Origin of the sequence: Novosphingopyxis sp., from assembly GCF_965218915.1 — a bacterium.
Lineage (GTDB): Bacteria > Pseudomonadota > Alphaproteobacteria > Sphingomonadales > Sphingomonadaceae > Novosphingopyxis.
Genome location: NZ_OZ244708.1, coordinates 951,796 through 970,950 on the forward strand (window position 1 = coordinate 951,796; position 19,155 = coordinate 970,950).

Annotated in this window: 11 protein-coding genes; 8 read left to right on the forward strand and 3 right to left on the reverse strand. The window is 62.2% G+C overall.

Going from position 1 to position 19,155, the window contains the following annotated elements; translation table 11 throughout:
• Positions 1-22 precede the first annotated feature (22 nt).
• Positions 23-2,638 (forward strand): RHS repeat-associated core domain-containing protein, encoded by a 2,616-nt coding sequence (locus ACOQPC_RS04455; RefSeq protein WP_420607458.1) that lies wholly within the window; start codon positions 23-25, stop codon positions 2,636-2,638.
• A 783-nt stretch (positions 2,639-3,421) separates the two neighbouring features.
• Here ACOQPC_RS04455 and ACOQPC_RS04460 read toward each other — a convergent pair.
• Positions 3,422-3,823, reverse strand: a complete 402-nt coding sequence (locus ACOQPC_RS04460) for a helix-turn-helix domain-containing protein (protein WP_420607459.1) — start codon at positions 3,821-3,823, stop codon at positions 3,422-3,424.
• Positions 3,824-3,973: 150 nt separating this feature from the next.
• On the opposite strand from ACOQPC_RS04460, the gene ACOQPC_RS04465 reads away from it, so the two are divergent.
• The 3 genes from ACOQPC_RS04465 (at position 3,974) to ACOQPC_RS04475 (ending at position 9,150) form a co-directional block, all read left to right on the forward strand.
• Entirely contained in the window at positions 3,974-7,054 is a 3,081-nt protein-coding gene (locus tag ACOQPC_RS04465) for a CHC2 zinc finger domain-containing protein (protein ID WP_420607460.1), read from the forward strand.
• Positions 7,055-8,080, forward strand: a complete 1,026-nt coding sequence (xerC, locus tag ACOQPC_RS04470) for a site-specific tyrosine recombinase XerC (RefSeq protein ID WP_420607461.1) — start codon at positions 7,055-7,057, stop codon at positions 8,078-8,080.
• A 521-nt stretch (positions 8,081-8,601) separates the two neighbouring features.
• Complete coding sequence (locus ACOQPC_RS04475) at positions 8,602-9,150, forward strand: hypothetical protein (protein ID WP_420607462.1); 549 nt, start codon at positions 8,602-8,604, stop codon at positions 9,148-9,150.
• A 783-nt stretch (positions 9,151-9,933) separates the two neighbouring features.
• On the opposite strand, the gene ACOQPC_RS04480 is transcribed toward ACOQPC_RS04475, so the two are convergent.
• Positions 9,934-10,335, reverse strand: a complete 402-nt coding sequence (locus ACOQPC_RS04480) for a helix-turn-helix domain-containing protein (protein ID WP_420607459.1) — start codon at positions 10,333-10,335, stop codon at positions 9,934-9,936.
• A 150-nt stretch (positions 10,336-10,485) separates the two neighbouring features.
• Between ACOQPC_RS04480 and ACOQPC_RS04485 the strand changes: the two genes are divergently transcribed.
• From ACOQPC_RS04485 to ACOQPC_RS04500, 4 genes are all read left to right on the forward strand, one after another.
• Entirely contained in the window at positions 10,486-13,566 is a 3,081-nt protein-coding gene (locus ACOQPC_RS04485) for a CHC2 zinc finger domain-containing protein (RefSeq protein WP_420607460.1), read from the forward strand.
• Positions 13,567-14,592: a site-specific tyrosine recombinase XerC gene (gene xerC / locus ACOQPC_RS04490; RefSeq protein WP_420607461.1), complete on the forward strand. Its 1,026-nt coding sequence runs from the start codon at positions 13,567-13,569 to the stop codon at positions 14,590-14,592.
• Positions 14,593-15,095: 503 nt separating this feature from the next.
• Positions 15,096-15,638 (forward strand): hypothetical protein, encoded by a 543-nt coding sequence (locus tag ACOQPC_RS04495; RefSeq protein ID WP_420607463.1) that lies wholly within the window; start codon positions 15,096-15,098, stop codon positions 15,636-15,638.
• A 567-nt stretch (positions 15,639-16,205) separates the two neighbouring features.
• Complete coding sequence (locus ACOQPC_RS04500) at positions 16,206-16,415, forward strand: hypothetical protein (protein ID WP_420607464.1); 210 nt, start codon at positions 16,206-16,208, stop codon at positions 16,413-16,415.
• A gap of 6 nt (positions 16,416-16,421) precedes the next feature.
• Here ACOQPC_RS04500 and ACOQPC_RS04505 read toward each other — a convergent pair whose 3' ends face one another.
• On the reverse strand, positions 16,422-19,127 hold the full coding sequence (locus ACOQPC_RS04505; RefSeq protein WP_420607465.1) for a conjugal transfer protein TraG N-terminal domain-containing protein: 2,706 nt from the start codon (positions 19,125-19,127) through the stop codon (positions 16,422-16,424).
• Between the last annotated feature and the right edge of the window lie 28 nt (positions 19,128-19,155).

A 19,155-nucleotide genomic window follows, 5' to 3' on the forward strand; every position in this document is an offset into this window, starting at 1 on the left:
CGGTGCCGGGGGGAGACACGGGATGGTGCATCGTCTGACGGGATTGGCACTGGGCGCGGCGGTTCTGTCACTGCCGCTGGCGGGCGCGCCTGTGCATGCGCAAGCCTCGCCCTCGCCTTATACGAGCGCGATGCGTTACGATGCGATGGGGCGCGTGACGGGAACGATCGCGCCGGATCCGGATGGGTCTGGTCCGCTCAAATATGCGGCGACGCGCACGACCTATGATGCTGCGGGGCGGCCGATCAAGGTGGAGACGGGCGAGTTGGTGACGTGGAAGGCGGAGACGATTGCGCCATCGGCCTGGCCGTTGGGTCCCACCGAGTTCACGCTGCTGTCCTATGTCGAGACGAGCTATGATGTGATGAGCAGCAAGCGTGTGGAGATCGTCAAGGGCTCGAACAACGTGGCGGTCTCGGCGACGCAATATAGCTATAACGATCAGGGCCTCATGGAATGCACCGCGGTGCGGATGAACCCGGCGCGCTTTACCAGTCTTCCGGCGAGCGCCTGCACGCTGGGCGTGGAGGGTTCGCAGGGGCCGGACCGGATCACGAAAAATATCTACGATGCGGCCGGGCAGCTGCTGCAGGTCCGCAAGGCGGTGGGCACGCCGCTGGAGCAGGCCTATGCGAGCTATGAGTATACGCTCAACGGCCAGCGCAGGAGCGTTGTCGATGCCAATGGCAACAAGGCGAGCATGACCTATGACGGGTTCGATCGTCAGGTGAAATGGAACTTCCCACACAAGACGAGCGTCGGGGCGGTCAGCACCACCGACTACGAGCAATATGGCTATGACGCAAACGGCAACCGGACGAGCCTGAGGAAGCGTGACGGATCGACGCTGAGCTATCAATATGATGCGCTGAACCGGATGATCAAAAAGGTGGTGCCGCCGCGTTCGGGATTGACCGCCGCGCAGACGCGCGATGTGTTCTACGGCTATGACCTGCGCGGTCTGCAGACCTATGCGCGGTTCGACAGCGTTAGCGGCGAAGGGGTGAGCACGGTCTATGACGGGTTCGGCCGGGTCGCCTCGAACACGATCACCATGGGCGGGCAAAGCCGTACGCTGAGCCATCTGTATGACAAGGATGGGGGCCGTATCCGGATCACCCATCCGGACGGCAAATATTTTACCTATGGCTATGACGGCCTGGACCGGGCGACCTCGATCGCGGCGCAGGGTTCGACCACCATCGCAACGGTTGGTTACAACAATCGCGGCAGCCGCGCCTCGCTCGGCACGGGCATCGGCACGACCTATGGCTATGACGTGGCCGGGCGGCTGTCCTCGCTGGCGCACGGGCTGGCGGGCACTGCGGCCGATATGAGCTGGAGCTATGGCTATAACCCGGCAACGCAGCTCATCCAGCAGACGCGCAGCAACGATGCCTATGCGTTCCCCAAGATGGATGCGGACCGGTCTTATGCGGTGAACGGGCTGAACCAATACAGCTCGGTGAGCGGGCGCAGCTATGGCTATGACCTCAACGGCAATCTGACCTCGGACGGCGATACGAGCTATCTCTACGACGTGGAGAACCGGCTGGTATCGGGAAGCGGCGCGGCGAACGGTACGGTCGGCGCGCAGCTGACTTACGATCCCTTGGGGCGGCTGTGGCAGATCGCGGGGCTGCAGGGCACGCAGCGGCTGCTCTACGACGGCGATGCGCTGGTGGCCGAATATGACGCGGCGGGCACGCTTCAGCGGCGCTATGTCCATGGGCCCGGGGTGGACGAGCCGCTGGTCTGGTATGAGGGCGCGGGCACCGCTGCATCGAACCTTCGCCAGCTGCGCGCCGATCGTCAGGGCTCGATCGTGGCGATCGCCGACAGCTTGGGCAATGGCATCGCGATCAACGCCTATGACGATTACGGCGTCCCCAAATATGAGAATAGCGGGCGGTTCCAGTATACCGGGCAGCTCATGATCCGCGAGCTCGGGCTGTATTATTACAAAGCCCGGTTCTACTCCGCCGCGCTCGGCCGGTTCCTCCAGACCGATCCCATAGGCTACGAGGACCAGGTGAACCTCTATGCCTATGTCGCAAACGATCCCATCAATGGGAGGGATCCGACGGGGATGCAGGGTTGCAGCGATGCGGGAAGTGGCGATCAGGCTGGATTGGGGGGCCAGTGCGTGGACGCTTCAAGCTACAATGAGAAGAAGGACGGGACGGCCACCACTGTGAGCACCCCCGAGATTGATACATCTGCTCGCCAGAATATGTCGAGCATTGCGAACGACGCGGGTCCCAATGAGAACATTGCCCAATTTGATCAAACCGGTTCGGAGGTGGCCTTCACGCCATTAAGCACAAAAACGACCGAGGGCGGCGAAACGACCCAAGGTCGCGCGACTGCTATTGGAAACCCAGATGCTGTTGGTCACTCTCATCCGGACTTGGGAAACAAGCCAAACATTACACCGGGCTACGAGAATCGCAGGATCGGCGATCATGTCCAGGTTAATGCTGGCCGTCCCAACTACATTATTAACAGTGGCTCCGTCATCGTCATTGAAAGATCACAAGGTCAATTCCGTGCGAGAGTTATTTCAGGAAATCCGAGCGCGAGAGAAATGCGAGTCGTAAGGCAGCAGCTGAATAGGCTCCAGCGAGGATCAAGATGAGAATTACAAAAACTATATTGATGGTAATTATGGTTGGCGTTACGCTTTCATCTTGTGTCACAGATGGTCGAGATGATGTGTATTCTGCGATTGAGGGGCGAGTTGAAAATGACGGCAAATCGCTAACCCTACGTGGTCTCCTGAAGACAAATAGTGGGTTCTACAATCTGTTCTCCAGTGACCGGAAGGAATGCATTGGACTCTTGTTGACCGACAGTCAGAGGCAGAGTTACGAGGCTTTGGTTGATCAAAAGGTGGTGGTCACCGGAAACTTGGATGCAGAAGGGTGCGGGCGCGACGGCATATGCGTCGAGCATATCTGCGGACCCACAATCCTTACAGATGTATCTGTCTCGCCTGCTTCATAGATCGGCTGCTATTCCTAGGCCATTTCTACTTAATCCCCTCGTTGTTCGGCTGGGCTCAGATGCCGGATCGGCCCTTCGCATATGGGGACAGAAACCGGTACACCGTACACGGTGGAACCGTGGGAGGCTGCAGCGTGGTGTGCGTTTTATAACAGGCAGTTAAGCGGTCGGTGCGTTACCTGCAGCCCGCTGCAGCTTTTGCGCAGGTCAGGTGTTCGTGAGCGAGATCAGCGGCTTGGCACTGCAGTCCGCTGCAGGTGGGTGGCTGCGCGGAAGTGGGCTGCAGCCGGAAAATGCTTCTTGCCTTGACTGTCTATAGAGCTGCCAAAAGGCTCCGCCATGGGGCTGCGGGAGTGGTCCCGGCCCCTGATCTATGTTCGCGCTGATGTGCCGTTTATGAGCGGCTGAGAGAGGATCAGACGGCGGGTGCGGCCTCCTGTCCGTGATGCTGTGCGAGCACGGTATCGAGCATGTCGCTGACGAACTTCTGGCGTGCTTTGGGAAGCTGGGCGACGGCATCGAGTTGGCGTTCGAGCCTGGAAGGCGGTCCGCGCTTGGTGCGGCGCGGCGGGACGGCGGAAGCGTCGGCTGCGCCGTCCTCACCGATCAGCAACTCGACCGGCGTATCGAGCACGCGCGCAAGACCGGGGAGCAGCGAGACGGGCACGCGGCGCTTGCCGACCTCGTAGAAGGCGAGCTGGGGCTGCGAGATGCCGAGCGCATCTGCGAGCTGAACCTGTGTCAGATCGGCGGCGGTGCGGGCCTTGGCGATGCGCTGGCCGAGCGCGTGAAAGTAGGGCTGTTCGTCGGGACTCATGGCGGGCTTTGCAATCCTGTTGGTGAAGCGGTGCATGAGCATATCCCCTGTTTTAGCTGCCGAACTTGACTCTATAACATATTGTTATAAATATTGTCGAGTTGAAAGCGCACTTTGCGCTTGACAGGGTTTTGGCGGAAGGCGGGAAACATGGCGCGAATCGCGGATGACGAGATCGAGCGGATCAAGACCGAGGTCAGCCTGGTGCGCCTGGTCGAGTCGGCGGGGGTGGAGCTGGCGAAGCGCGGGGGCGATAGGGTGGGGTGCTGCCCGTTCCACGATGATGCGACCCCTTCGCTGGTGGTGACGGTGGCAAAAAACCTGTGGCATTGCTTCGGCTGCGATGCGGGCGGCGATCCGATCAGCTGGGTGATGAAGCGCGAAGGCGTGAGCTTCCGCCATGCGGTGGAGCTGCTGCGCGATGATTACACGCCCGATCCCGATGCGCCGCAGGCCGTGCGCTCGACCGTGCCGAAGCTGGAGACGTTCTCGGTCGCCGAAGACGCGGCGCTGCTGGGCAAGGTGGCGGATTATTACACCCGCTCGCTGCGCGCCAATCCCGATGCGCTGGCCTATCTCGCCAAACGCGGCCTCGCGCATCCTGAACTGATCGACGCGTTCTCCCTGGGCTTTGCCGACCGGACGCTGGGCTACCGGATGCCAGCGGCGAACCGCAAGGCGGGAGCCGAGATCAGAAGCCAGTTGCAGCGGTTAGGCGTGCTGCGCGACAGCGGCCACGAACATCTGCGCGGCAGTCTGGTGGTGCCGATCCGCAACGGGAATGGCCGGGTGGTCAATCTCTATGGCCGCAAGATCAGGGACAATCTCAGGAAGGGCACCCCCGATCATCTCTATCTGCCGGGGCCGCATAAGGGGGTGCTCAATCTGCCTGCGTTCGCGGCATCCGAAGAAATGATCCTGGCCGAAGCCGCGCTTGATGCGCTGACGTTCTGGTGTGCCGGATACCGCAATGTCACGACTGCGTGGGGTGCAGGCGGGCTGACCGATGAGATCGTCGCCGCGCTGACCAGCCACAAGATCAAACGCGTGCTGATCGCCTATGACCGCGACGGCGCGGGCGATAAGGGTGCGACAGCAGCGGCGGAGACACTCGCAGGGAAAGGCATGGCGGTCTACCGGGTAAACTTCCCCAAGGGGATGGATGCGAACGCCTATGCGGTGAGCGTGACGCCGGCGGCGAAGAGTCTGGGCGCATTGCTGCGCGCGGCGGAGTGGATGGCCGGGACCGAGCGCGCCCCGCGTATGGTGATAGAGCAATCCGATCCGGCACCGCCCACTGAATCCGATCCTCTCTTAGCTGCTAAAGAGGAAACCCCGCCTCCCGAACCGTCGCCCGCCGATGAAGAAACCCTGTCCTCTCCCGACACCATCCCCGAACCCAGCCATGCAGGTCCGATCCCGCCCGCCGCGCCGCCAGCGGTAGCGCCCGAGATCGGCGAGCAGGAGGTGACGATCCGGCTTGGCGATAGGCTGTGGCGCGCGCGGGGCTTGGCGCGCAATGCGTCGGCCGAGGCGATGAAGATCAATCTTATGGTCCGGCGCGCAGAGGCGTTCCATGTGGACGGCCTGGACCTGCTCTCAGCCAAGGCGCGCGGCGCGTTCGTGGCGGAAGCTGCCAGCGAACTGGGTCTGCCCGCCGATGCGATCAAGCGCGATATCGGCCAGGTGCTGCTGGCGCTCGAGGGCGTGCAGGAGGAGTTGCTGCGGGGCGGCGCGCCGCAGGCCTCCGGCCCGGTGATCAGCGCGCAGGACGAGGCCGAGGCGCTGACCTGGCTGCGCGCGCCCGGCCTCATGGACCGGATCGCCGGGGACATCGCCGCCTGCGGCGTGGTCGGCGAGGCGGAGAATGCGCTCACCACCTATCTTGCCGCCTTGAGCCGCAAACTGGAGCGACCGCTGGCGGTGCTGATCCAGTCGACCAGCGCGGCGGGCAAAAGCGCGCTGATGGATGCGGTGCTGGACCTGGTACCGGAAGAGGAACGGGTGAGCTACTCGGCGATGACCGGGCAGAGCCTGTTTTACCTCGGCGAAGCAGACCTTAAACACAAGACGCTGGCCATCGCCGAGGAGGAAGGCGTGCGCCACGCCTCCTATGCGCTCAAACTCTTGCAGAGCCAGGGGACGCTGACCATCGCCTCCACCGGCAAAGACCCGGCCACGGGCCGTCTGGTGACGCAGGATTACACGGTCGAGGGGCCGGTGGCCTTGATGCTGACCACCACCGCGATCGATCTCGACGAGGAGCTGGCCAATCGCTGCCTGGTCTTGAGCGTCGATGAAAGCCGCGACCAGACAAGAGCGATCCATGCCCGCCAGCGCTACGAGGAGACGCTGGAGGGGCTGGCAGCGGGCGAGCGGGCATCGGCGATCCGCACACTGCATCACAACGCCCAGCGGCTCTTGAAGCCGGTCAAGGTGGTCAACCCCTATGCCGAGCATCTGACGTTCCTCGACGACAAGACCCGCACCCGGCGCGATCACCGCAAATATCTCGGGCTGATCCGGGCGATCACGCTGTTGCACCAGCATCAGAGGCCGGTGCGCACGCTGGAGCGGCCTGGGATGGAACCGCTCGACTATATCGAGGCCACGCTGGATGATATCGCGGCGGCGAACACGCTGGCCCATGCGGTGCTGGGGACCACGCTCGACGAACTGCCGCCGCAGACACGGCGGTTGCTGCATCTGCTGCGCCGCCATGTAAGCGCGCGGGCGAGCGCCGAAGGGATAGCCCCGCGCGATATCCGCTTTACCCGGCGCGAGGTGCGCGAGGCGACGGCGTGGGGCGATACCCAGCTCAAACTTCATCTCAGCCGCTTGGGCACCCTCGAATATGTGCTGGTGCGGCGCGAGGGTCCGCGGTTCGTCTACGAGCTGCTGTGGGACGGCGAAGGCGTGAAAGATGGCGGCGGGGATGGCGAGAATGCCGACCGGCCCACCCCGTTCGTGATGGGGCTGATCGACGTCGAGCGGCTGAGAAAGCAGGCCCCCTTCGACGGTGCTCAGGACAGGTATGATGCAGACCGGTCGGGGGTGGAGGCCGAGCGGTCGGCCCCCGGTCGGGGCGCTGTCGGGGGCCGGTCGGGCCATGATCGGAGCGGCGAATCCACCGAAAACGGCGCAATCCTGCCGTTCCACACGCCTGACGCATCCGATGCTCCCGAAAGCGCATCGCGGGATGGGTCCAGCGCGCGCCGGTCATACGCGTAAATGCCCCGGCGCAAGCTGCCAGAGCTTCCGGGCCGTCACGATCCCGACAGTCTTGCTTGCCATATGGAGCGGTTCCTCTCCCACCTTGCGGTGCGCAATTACTCCGGTGCGACGATCACCGACCGGCGGCACGGGCTGAGCGTGTTCATCCTGTGGTGCGCCGAGCGGGGGCTGGAGCGGCCGCATGAAGTGACGCGCCCGATCCTGGAGCGCTACCAGCGCCATCTCTATTACCACCGCAAGAGCAATGGCGAGCCGCTCTCGTTCCGGACGCAGGCGCAGCGGATGATCCCGCTGCGCGCCTGGTTCAAATGGCTGACCCGCGAGAATCATATCCTCTCCAATCCGGCCTCCGAGCTGGACCTGCCCCGCCCCGAAAAGCGCCTGCCCGCGCTGGTGCTCACTGCCGATGAGGCCGAGGCGGTGATGGGTCAGCCCGATAGTGCCACCGCGCTGGGCCTACGCGATAGGGCGATGCTCGAAGTGCTTTATGCCACCGCGATCCGCCGCAGCGAGCTGACCGGGCTGAGGGTGCACGATGTGGACTATCCGCGCAGCGCGCTGATCGTGCGCAAGGGCAAGGGCAACAAGGACCGGGTGGTGCCGCTGGGCGAGCGCGCGAAGGTGTGGCTTGCGGCCTACCGCGACCAGGCGCGCCCCGGTCTGGTCGCGGGCCGCGATCCGCATCATCTGTTCCTCAGCCGCCAGGGCAATGCACTCGATCCCAAGCGGCTGTCGGAGAAGGTGCGCGGCTATATCCAGTCAGCAGGGATCGGCAAGCCCGGCTCGTGCCATCTGCTGCGCCATACCGCCGCCACGCTGATGCTGGAGGGCGGAGCCGATATCCGGTTTATCCAGGCATTGCTTGGCCATGAGAGCCTGGAGACGACCCAGATCTACACCCGCGTCTCCGTGCTCAAGCTGGCCGAGATCCATGCCGCCACCCATCCAGGGGCCAAGCTGGTGCGCGAGCAGGCGATGCTCGATGCGGTGCTCGATGCTGAGGCCAGCGAGCAAAAGGAATAGGGAAAATCTTGATGTGCAGGATAAGCCTTGCGGCGCGTGTTGTATGACAATGAGAGTGCGCAGCGCACCCTCGGGAAATGGTCGAAAACCGCCAATCCTGTTGCCGCGCATCATAGGAGAGTGCGGATCGCACCCTCGAAAACCCGCAGAAATGCGCCATGCACCCGTGCGTGAGGTGTGTATCTATTTTGCGGGTCCGATGCGTAGCATCGCGGCCCTTGCGCGATCCGGGTAATGATCCCGCCCGCGCCATGCGAAAATGCCGCTTCTCTTAGCTGCTTGCATCCCCGCGCCCGCGCGCGCAAGATGGCCGCTTGATGCAAGCCATGCGCCTCGATGCCCCCTCGCGCGGGCCTCAAAAACCGCCTCAAGGGCGAATCCGGCGCGTTCCGGTATCGCGCCTCCGGCGCGTGCGCTTAAGCCGCTGGACTGCCTCAAGAAATATCCGCTGTTACGATGGAACCGCGTCAAGCGGATCAGTTGTCGCAAACGATCCCATCAATGGGAGGGATCCGACGGGGATGCAGGGTTGCAGCGATGCGGGAAGTGGCGATCAGGCTGGATTGGGGGGCCAGTGCGTGGACGCTTCAAGCTACAATGAGAAGAAGGACGGGACGGCCACCACTGTGAGCACCCCCGAGATTGATACATCTGCTCGCCAGAATATGTCGAGCATTGCGAACGACGCGGGTCCCAATGAGAACATTGCCCAATTTGATCAAACCGGTTCGGAGGTGGCCTTCACGCCATTAAGCACAAAAACGACCGAGGGCGGCGAAACGACCCAAGGTCGCGCGACTGCTATTGGAAACCCAGATGCTGTTGGTCACTCTCATCCGGACTTGGGAAACAAGCCAAACATTACACCGGGCTACGAGAATCGCAGGATCGGCGATCATGTCCAGGTTAATGCTGGCCGTCCCAACTACATTATTAACAGTGGCTCCGTCATCGTCATTGAAAGATCACAAGGTCAATTCCGTGCGAGAGTTATTTCAGGAAATCCGAGCGCGAGAGAAATGCGAGTCGTAAGGCAGCAGCTGAATAGGCTCCAGCGAGGATCAAGATGAGAATTACAAAAACTATATTGATGGTAATTATGGTTGGCGTTACGCTTTCATCTTGTGTCACAGATGGTCGAGATGATGTGTATTCTGCGATTGAGGGGCGAGTTGAAAATGACGGCAAATCGCTAACCCTACGTGGTCTCCTGAAGACAAATAGTGGGTTCTACAATCTGTTCTCCAGTGACCGGAAGGAATGCATTGGACTCTTGTTGACCGACAGTCAGAGGCAGAGTTACGAGGCTTTGGTTGATCAAAAGGTGGTGGTCACCGGAAACTTGGATGCAGAAGGGTGCGGGCGCGACGGCATATGCGTCGAGCATATCTGCGGACCCACAATCCTTACAGATGTATCTGTCTCGCCTGCTTCATAGATCGGCTGCTATTCCTAGGCCATTTCTACTTAATCCCCTCGTTGTTCGGCTGGGCTCAGATGCCGGATCGGCCCTTCGCATATGGGGACAGAAACCGGTACACCGTACACGGTGGAACCGTGGGAGGCTGCAGCGTGGTGTGCGTTTTATAACAGGCAGTTAAGCGGTCGGTGCGTTACCTGCAGCCCGCTGCAGCTTTTGCGCAGGTCAGGTGTTCGTGAGCGAGATCAGCGGCTTGGCACTGCAGTCCGCTGCAGGTGGGTGGCTGCGCGGAAGTGGGCTGCAGCCGGAAAATGCTTCTTGCCTTGACTGTCTATAGAGCTGCCAAAAGGCTCCGCCATGGGGCTGCGGGAGTGGTCCCGGCCCCTGATCTATGTTCGCGCTGATGTGCCGTTTATGAGCGGCTGAGAGAGGATCAGACGGCGGGTGCGGCCTCCTGTCCGTGATGCTGTGCGAGCACGGTATCGAGCATGTCGCTGACGAACTTCTGGCGTGCTTTGGGAAGCTGGGCGACGGCATCGAGTTGGCGTTCGAGCCTGGAAGGCGGTCCGCGCTTGGTGCGGCGCGGCGGGACGGCGGAAGCGTCGGCTGCGCCGTCCTCACCGATCAGCAACTCGACCGGCGTATCGAGCACGCGCGCAAGACCGGGGAGCAGCGAGACGGGCACGCGGCGCTTGCCGACCTCGTAGAAGGCGAGCTGGGGCTGCGAGATGCCGAGCGCATCTGCGAGCTGAACCTGTGTCAGATCGGCGGCGGTGCGGGCCTTGGCGATGCGCTGGCCGAGCGCGTGAAAGTAGGGCTGTTCGTCGGGACTCATGGCGGGCTTTGCAATCCTGTTGGTGAAGCGGTGCATGAGCATATCCCCTGTTTTAGCTGCCGAACTTGACTCTATAACATATTGTTATAAATATTGTCGAGTTGAAAGCGCACTTTGCGCTTGACAGGGTTTTGGCGGAAGGCGGGAAACATGGCGCGAATCGCGGATGACGAGATCGAGCGGATCAAGACCGAGGTCAGCCTGGTGCGCCTGGTCGAGTCGGCGGGGGTGGAGCTGGCGAAGCGCGGGGGCGATAGGGTGGGGTGCTGCCCGTTCCACGATGATGCGACCCCTTCGCTGGTGGTGACGGTGGCAAAAAACCTGTGGCATTGCTTCGGCTGCGATGCGGGCGGCGATCCGATCAGCTGGGTGATGAAGCGCGAAGGCGTGAGCTTCCGCCATGCGGTGGAGCTGCTGCGCGATGATTACACGCCCGATCCCGATGCGCCGCAGGCCGTGCGCTCGACCGTGCCGAAGCTGGAGACGTTCTCGGTCGCCGAAGACGCGGCGCTGCTGGGCAAGGTGGCGGATTATTACACCCGCTCGCTGCGCGCCAATCCCGATGCGCTGGCCTATCTCGCCAAACGCGGCCTCGCGCATCCTGAACTGATCGACGCGTTCTCCCTGGGCTTTGCCGACCGGACGCTGGGCTACCGGATGCCAGCGGCGAACCGCAAGGCGGGAGCCGAGATCAGAAGCCAGTTGCAGCGGTTAGGCGTGCTGCGCGACAGCGGCCACGAACATCTGCGCGGCAGTCTGGTGGTGCCGATCCGCAACGGGAATGGCCGGGTGGTCAATCTCTATGGCCGCAAGATCAGGGACAATCTCAGGAAGGGCACCCCCGATCATCTCTATCTGCCGGGGCCGCATAAGGGGGTGCTCAATCTGCCTGCGTTCGCGGCATCCGAAGAAATGATCCTGGCCGAAGCCGCGCTTGATGCGCTGACGTTCTGGTGTGCCGGATACCGCAATGTCACGACTGCGTGGGGTGCAGGCGGGCTGACCGATGAGATCGTCGCCGCGCTGACCAGCCACAAGATCAAACGCGTGCTGATCGCCTATGACCGCGACGGCGCGGGCGATAAGGGTGCGACAGCAGCGGCGGAGACACTCGCAGGGAAAGGCATGGCGGTCTACCGGGTAAACTTCCCCAAGGGGATGGATGCGAACGCCTATGCGGTGAGCGTGACGCCGGCGGCGAAGAGTCTGGGCGCATTGCTGCGCGCGGCGGAGTGGATGGCCGGGACCGAGCGCGCCCCGCGTATGGTGATAGAGCAATCCGATCCGGCACCGCCCACTGAATCCGATCCTCTCTTAGCTGCTAAAGAGGAAACCCCGCCTCCCGAACCGTCGCCCGCCGATGAAGAAACCCTGTCCTCTCCCGACACCATCCCCGAACCCAGCCATGCAGGTCCGATCCCGCCCGCCGCGCCGCCAGCGGTAGCGCCCGAGATCGGCGAGCAGGAGGTGACGATCCGGCTTGGCGATAGGCTGTGGCGCGCGCGGGGCTTGGCGCGCAATGCGTCGGCCGAGGCGATGAAGATCAATCTTATGGTCCGGCGCGCAGAGGCGTTCCATGTGGACGGCCTGGACCTGCTCTCAGCCAAGGCGCGCGGCGCGTTCGTGGCGGAAGCTGCCAGCGAACTGGGTCTGCCCGCCGATGCGATCAAGCGCGATATCGGCCAGGTGCTGCTGGCGCTCGAGGGCGTGCAGGAGGAGTTGCTGCGGGGCGGCGCGCCGCAGGCCTCCGGCCCGGTGATCAGCGCGCAGGACGAGGCCGAGGCGCTGACCTGGCTGCGCGCGCCCGGCCTCATGGACCGGATCGCCGGGGACATCGCCGCCTGCGGCGTGGTCGGCGAGGCGGAGAATGCGCTCACCACCTATCTTGCCGCCTTGAGCCGCAAACTGGAGCGACCGCTGGCGGTGCTGATCCAGTCGACCAGCGCGGCGGGCAAAAGCGCGCTGATGGATGCGGTGCTGGACCTGGTACCGGAAGAGGAACGGGTGAGCTACTCGGCGATGACCGGGCAGAGCCTGTTTTACCTCGGCGAAGCAGACCTTAAACACAAGACGCTGGCCATCGCCGAGGAGGAAGGCGTGCGCCACGCCTCCTATGCGCTCAAACTCTTGCAGAGCCAGGGGACGCTGACCATCGCCTCCACCGGCAAAGACCCGGCCACGGGCCGTCTGGTGACGCAGGATTACACGGTCGAGGGGCCGGTGGCCTTGATGCTGACCACCACCGCGATCGATCTCGACGAGGAGCTGGCCAATCGCTGCCTGGTCTTGAGCGTCGATGAAAGCCGCGACCAGACAAGAGCGATCCATGCCCGCCAGCGCTACGAGGAGACGCTGGAGGGGCTGGCAGCGGGCGAGCGGGCATCGGCGATCCGCACACTGCATCACAACGCCCAGCGGCTCTTGAAGCCGGTCAAGGTGGTCAACCCCTATGCCGAGCATCTGACGTTCCTCGACGACAAGACCCGCACCCGGCGCGATCACCGCAAATATCTCGGGCTGATCCGGGCGATCACGCTGTTGCACCAGCATCAGAGGCCGGTGCGCACGCTGGAGCGGCCTGGGATGGAACCGCTCGACTATATCGAGGCCACGCTGGATGATATCGCGGCGGCGAACACGCTGGCCCATGCGGTGCTGGGGACCACGCTCGACGAACTGCCGCCGCAGACACGGCGGTTGCTGCATCTGCTGCGCCGCCATGTAAGCGCGCGGGCGAGCGCCGAAGGGATAGCCCCGCGCGATATCCGCTTTACCCGGCGCGAGGTGCGCGAGGCGACGGCGTGGGGCGATACCCAGCTCAAACTTCATCTCAGCCGCTTGGGCACCCTCGAATATGTGCTGGTGCGGCGCGAGGGTCCGCGGTTCGTCTACGAGCTGCTGTGGGACGGCGAAGGCGTGAAAGATGGCGGCGGGGATGGCGAGAATGCCGACCGGCCCACCCCGTTCGTGATGGGGCTGATCGACGTCGAGCGGCTGAGAAAGCAGGCCCCCTTCGACGGTGCTCAGGACAGGTATGATGCAGACCGGTCGGGGGTGGAGGCCGAGCGGTCGGCCCCCGGTCGGGGCGCTGTCGGGGGCCGGTCGGGCCATGATCGGAGCGGCGAATCCACCGAAAACGGCGCAATCCTGCCGTTCCACACGCCTGACGCATCCGATGCTCCCGAAAGCGCATCGCGGGATGGGTCCAGCGCGCGCCGGTCATACGCGTAAATGCCCCGGCGCAAGCTGCCAGAGCTTCCGGGCCGTCACGATCCCGACAGTCTTGCTTGCCATATGGAGCGGTTCCTCTCCCACCTTGCGGTGCGCAATTACTCCGGTGCGACGATCACCGACCGGCGGCACGGGCTGAGCGTGTTCATCCTGTGGTGCGCCGAGCGGGGGCTGGAGCGGCCGCATGAAGTGACGCGCCCGATCCTGGAGCGCTACCAGCGCCATCTCTATTACCACCGCAAGAGCAATGGCGAGCCGCTCTCGTTCCGGACGCAGGCGCAGCGGATGATCCCGCTGCGCGCCTGGTTCAAATGGCTGACCCGCGAGAATCATATCCTCTCCAATCCGGCCTCCGAGCTGGACCTGCCCCGCCCCGAAAAGCGCCTGCCCGCGCTGGTGCTCACTGCCGATGAGGCCGAGGCGGTGATGGGTCAGCCCGATAGTGCCACCGCGCTGGGCCTACGCGATAGGGCGATGCTCGAAGTGCTTTATGCCACCGCGATCCGCCGCAGCGAGCTGACCGGGCTGAGGGTGCACGATGTGGACTATCCGCGCAGCGCGCTGATCGTGCGCAAGGGCAAGGGCAACAAGGACCGGGTGGTGCCGCTGGGCGAGCGCGCGAAGGTGTGGCTTGCGGCCTACCGCGACCAGGCGCGCCCCGGTCTGGTCGCGGGCCGCGATCCGCATCATCTGTTCCTCAGCCGCCAGGGCAATGCACTCGATCCCAAGCGGCTGTCGGAGAAGGTGCGCGGCTATATCCAGTCAGCAGGGATCGGCAAGCCCGGCTCGTGCCATCTGCTGCGCCATACCGCCGCCACGCTGATGCTGGAGGGCGGAGCCGATATCCGGTTTATCCAGGCATTGCTTGGCCATGAGAGCCTGGAGACGACCCAGATCTACACCCGCGTCTCCGTGCTCAAGCTGGCCGAGATCCATGCCGCCACCCATCCAGGGGCCAAGCTGGTGCGCGAGCAGGCGATGCTCGATGCGGTGCTCGATGCTGAGGCCAGCGAGCAAAAGGAATAGGGAAAATCTTGATGTGCAGGATAAGCCTTGCGGCGCGTGTTGTATGACAATGAGAGTGCGCAGCGCACCCTCGGGAAATGGTCGAAAACCGCCAATCCTGTTGCCGCGCATCATAGGAGAGTGCGGATCGCACCCTCGAAAACCCGCAGAAATGCGCCATGCACCCGTGCGTGAGGTGTGTATCTATTTTGCGGGTCCGATGCGTAGCATCGCGGCCCTTGCGCGATCCGGGTAATGATCCCGCCCGCGCCATGCGAAAATGCCGCTTCTCTTAGCTGCTTGCATCCCCGCGCCCGCGCGCGCAAGATGGCCGCTTGATGCAAGCCATGCGCCTCGATGCCCCCTCGCGCGGGCCTCAAAAACCGCCTCAAGGGCGAATCCGGCGCGTTCCGGTATCGCGCCTCCGGCGCGTGCGCTTAAGCCGCTGGACTGCCTCAAGAAATATCCGCTGTTACGATGGAACCGCGTCAAGCGGATCAGTTGTCGCAAACGATCCGGTGAATATGGTAGACCCCACCGGCACGCGGCAAGCTACAGGTGGTGAGCGCAAAAATCTCGACCGTGTATTTGGCGCTCAAATGGCCATCGTTCCGGTTTACAACTTCCCCATCAGCCGATCCGTGTCCTTCCCCTATGAGATCGATTTTGCCTCAAAGGTATATTCGCAAGACTTCTCTAAAACTCGCGATAGCGCCCAAATGGCGACTTATTGGCATGAACAATATCATGTCTTCGAGATGAGCATCGGTCATAAGAGTTGGACGTCAATGGCGTCTGAGCAATTGAAAGCCGGTTTCAAACCTAAGATTTATAGGTGGGACGATTCAAAGGACTTTAACTCGCAAACTTTTGAAGCACGGGCAGCGGCCTTCGGCGGATGTATGTCTGGAAGTGGCTGTTCTCGCTTGGAAGGTATGTCAATTAGCGGTCGTGGGACAAACCTCTCATTCAAGAATGGCGAGTTCACATTGACGCAGGAACGAACAGGATCGCGCATTCCGGAGCGAACTACGTTCAAGCCTGAGGACTTGGAGCTAAAGAAATGAGTCTCCAACGTACATCGCACAAAAGAATATCGCTCGTCATGCTTCCGTTGATGTTCACGCTCACAAGCTGCTCGGAAGATATAAAAGTCGACGTTGAGGCCAATGACACAGGCGCAATCTTTCGCTTTGGAATGAGCAGCTTTCTTTCGACCGATCTTAAACCGATCTGCCTAAGGATGGTAGAGGTTAGAAAGTCCGAGGCTAGCACCCAACTCTGGAAGATTGTCAAAAAGGGCAACGAATGCACCTTAATGAAGTCAGTTATTCTAGGTGATTCTCCACCTGACTTTGTTGAGCAAGTCGATCACCTTCCCCTTCAGCCGAATCAAAATTATGTGGTATCGATCATCGCAGATGAAGGGGCCGTAACATCGAAACCTTGGCGTCGGTAATCTCAGAGCCGTGACACCGTTGAGATGACTAGCCACCTCCTTCATTGAACGGACCCGCTCAGAGACCGGATCGCTTCTGCGTAATGGGGGCGGACTCCGTTCAATCGACAGCGCATCTAAGGCGGATGAGAGTGGAGAACGCGTGGAGTTTCTGCGTTTTTGCAGGAGAAGCAGAATGACTGACGACAATTCCAATATGAATGGCAGCGACGGTGACTGGAAAGGTTTCCGGGAAATCGACCGGGCCATCGCCGAAAACCGCGTGACCGCTTACAGCTGGAAAAAGACCTGGGCCGACCCGTGGGGCAAGGCTGGCTTAATCGCATTTGCTGTGCTGTTCTCAGCATTTGTAGCCTATGTCATAATCTACGATTTCCTCATCTGAACTATTTTACTCCCACTTTTTGATATCGTCCGCCGCCTTTTCACTAGCACCCCTTGCGTCCTTCGTTTGGTTACCCAGATAGCCCCTGACCGAACCGATCCTCTGACGACCCTGCTTCTGTTTCGACCGGGCTTCGTCGGAGATACCGCTATTGTCCCCCGAACCAGGCACCGGACCGCGGCCGCTACCTGAAAGCGATACGCTTGCTTGAACGTCGCCGACGCTGCCGACCCCCGGTCGACCGACAGGCGCGAAGGCGGGAAGCGTCAGCTCGCCCTCGATATCGTCGTGCAGGCGGTCCGCGTAACTCTGGATGAACCGGCCCTGTAGCTGCTGTCCCTGACCGCTGAGCTGGAAGTCGATGTCGTCGAACCGGGCCGCGCCATAATAGTCGCGGTTGGCCTCGATCTCGGCCAGGCCCCATTCGCGGTAGGCCTGGCTAAGGTTGAGCGACCCCGCTGCATTGTTGTTCTCATACCATGTCGCCTGATTTTCGAGTCGGCTGGCCAACTCGTCCGCGCGGCGGGCCTCGACCGTGTAACTCTGTGCTTCGGTCAGCGATCGTGTCAGGCCCGATGCGCTGCTCGACACCTGCGAACTGCTGCTGGTGTTCACACTGCGCACGAAGCCTTCGCGCGTACTGGACCAGCTGCGGCTGTCCGATATTTGCGAGAGAGAGCCAAATATGCGGCTGCGATCCTCGGAGGCGATGCCAATATCGCTGTCGGTCCAGCTTTGATTTCTGCCGCCCTTCAGCCCCAAACTACCACTCACGGCTCCACGGCCGCCTTTAAGCCCGAGGGAGCCATCTCCATTCAAGAACCAGGATGTCGTGATATCGTCAGCGGCGCGGCGCGACAGGCCATATTGCTGTTGGAGCGTCCTGGACGCATTATCCACTTCGCTGAACGCCGTGCCGATGCTGTCGCTGCTGCTCTGGCCGCTGGCGGTCTCGGACGAGTGGCCCTGGCTGTAGCTGTCGCGGATTTCGTTGAACCGGGTGACCGCCGAACTGGTCGATTGCTGGGCGAGATTGGCAAAAGTCTCGCTCTGACCGTGGCTGGTGGTTGCCAGCGTCGAGAGCCGCGAGGTAAAATCCTGGCCCAATGTCGGCGTGAATGGATATTGCGAATTCGGGACGGTGGCGAACTCGGCGTCCGCAAAGCTGGTCGTCTGCGTACCGCTGTCGCTATATCCGCGCGTCTGCGCCGCGCCGTAACCGATATTGGGCGCGAGCGAGCCTTGCGCGAACGAGCGCGAGAACACACTCGAATTCTCGATATTGCTGTTGCCGAGCGAAACATTGCCGGTGCTCGCCTCGCGCGCCGCTTCTTCGGCCGCGTTCTGGCTGGGATTGAGATAGGAGGTGGCCTGGCCCGAGATCGCGAGCGCGCCGCGTGCGATGCCCCCTGCTAGAAACGGGATCGAGGCGACGAGATAGCCGGCGAGCACGCCGATGTCGCTGTTGACGTCGGTCATGCCGGAGAAGCTCGCCAGACTGAGCCCGCTTCCGCCAGCGACGGCGCTCACTTCGCTCGCGCCCTTGAACATCAGGATCATGTGGAGGATCACGAACAGCGGCCCCCAGGCGGCGAGATAGAAGAAGCCGGTGACATAGCCCTTGAGCGCGACCGGCCCGGTTTTGGGCATTAAAAACAGCGGGAACAGCACCGGGAACAGCGCGTAGAACAGCACCGTCAGCACGACGTTCAGGACCGGCACCCATTTCATGGCATTGTGCGCGATCGAAGCATAGGTGCGCTCGGTCTGGATGTCGGCGCGCGTCTGGGCGAACACATCCACGTTCGAGGTGCCGCTGGTGCCGGCCATGCCATGCATCGCCTGGTTCATCGCGTTGATCGTGAGCACCTGGCGGAAGATGTCGCTGGCGCTCGTCGAGACGCCTGCGAGATAATGATAGGCGATCGGAAGATCGGCCATCAGCTTGGCCTTGGCGAGCGCGGCGGTCTGCCGCGGATAGAGCTGGCGGCCAAAGGTACCGCTCATCGCGTCGATCATGCCCGACCATTGCGCGTTGAGACCGGTATAGGCCTCGCGGCAGGTGACGATCGACGCGGTCACGCTGTCGTCGCCTTGCCGCACCAGAAACTTTTGCGCGCGCGCCGCGCTGCCGGGCGCGATGGTGGCCCAGATGTTATTGCTTTCGGACAGCTCCTTCATCGAATAGCGGCCGAGCAGCAGGTCGTAGAACACGCATTGCCGAAAATGCTCGTCGAGATTGGCGGCGAACTCGGGATCGGAAATGCGTAAGCCCCGCGTCGCCTCGAACAGCCGCGCGCCGTAGATCATGCCGTTTTTGGAGTAATTGAGATCGTCGGGCAGGCCGAACACGGTTTCCGACGAGCGCACGAGATAATCGCCGATCTGGCTGGTAAAACTCGCCATCAGCGCGAGACCCAGCGGCACATTGGCGATGCTGGCGGGGGCGAGCGATGGGTTGACGCGGTCGGTGACATGGACGTCCATGCGCGGCACCATCAGGCACATATAGATGAGCGTGGCGCCCAGAAACCAGTTGAGCCAGGCGCGCCAGTCCTGGTTGAACGCAAGCACGATCACGGCCAGCGCGAGGCCCATGACCATCGCCACCTGGATCAGGCTCTTGTAGCCGCCCGCGCCGGTCCAGGCGGCGACCGCGTTCAGCACATTGACGATATATTCGCCGCCGCCGACCGTAAAAATCTCGACCATGTCGATAGCGTTCCTTTGCGGGTTTACG

Bases quoted from the DNA above. Each gene is read 5' to 3' on its own strand.
- xerC (WP_420607461.1), top strand. From the start codon at position 13,567: ATGCCCCGGCGCAAGCTGCCAGAGCTTCCGGGCCGTCACGATCCCGAC.
- ACOQPC_RS04475 (WP_420607462.1), top strand. From the start codon at position 8,602: ATGCAGGGTTGCAGCGATGCGGGAAGTGGCGATCAGGCTGGATTGGGG.
- ACOQPC_RS04465 (WP_420607460.1), top strand. From the start codon at position 3,974: ATGGCGCGAATCGCGGATGACGAGATCGAGCGGATCAAGACCGAGGTC.
- ACOQPC_RS04480 (WP_420607459.1), bottom strand. From the start codon at position 10,335: ATGAGTCCCGACGAACAGCCCTACTTTCACGCGCTCGGCCAGCGCATC.
- ACOQPC_RS04500 (WP_420607464.1), top strand. From the start codon at position 16,206: ATGACTGACGACAATTCCAATATGAATGGCAGCGACGGTGACTGGAAA.
- xerC (WP_420607461.1), top strand. From the start codon at position 7,055: ATGCCCCGGCGCAAGCTGCCAGAGCTTCCGGGCCGTCACGATCCCGAC.
- ACOQPC_RS04495 (WP_420607463.1), top strand. From the start codon at position 15,096: ATGGTAGACCCCACCGGCACGCGGCAAGCTACAGGTGGTGAGCGCAAA.
- ACOQPC_RS04485 (WP_420607460.1), top strand. From the start codon at position 10,486: ATGGCGCGAATCGCGGATGACGAGATCGAGCGGATCAAGACCGAGGTC.
- ACOQPC_RS04455 (WP_420607458.1), top strand. From the start codon at position 23: ATGGTGCATCGTCTGACGGGATTGGCACTGGGCGCGGCGGTTCTGTCA.
- ACOQPC_RS04505 (WP_420607465.1), bottom strand. From the start codon at position 19,127: ATGGTCGAGATTTTTACGGTCGGCGGCGGCGAATATATCGTCAATGTG.
- ACOQPC_RS04460 (WP_420607459.1), bottom strand. From the start codon at position 3,823: ATGAGTCCCGACGAACAGCCCTACTTTCACGCGCTCGGCCAGCGCATC.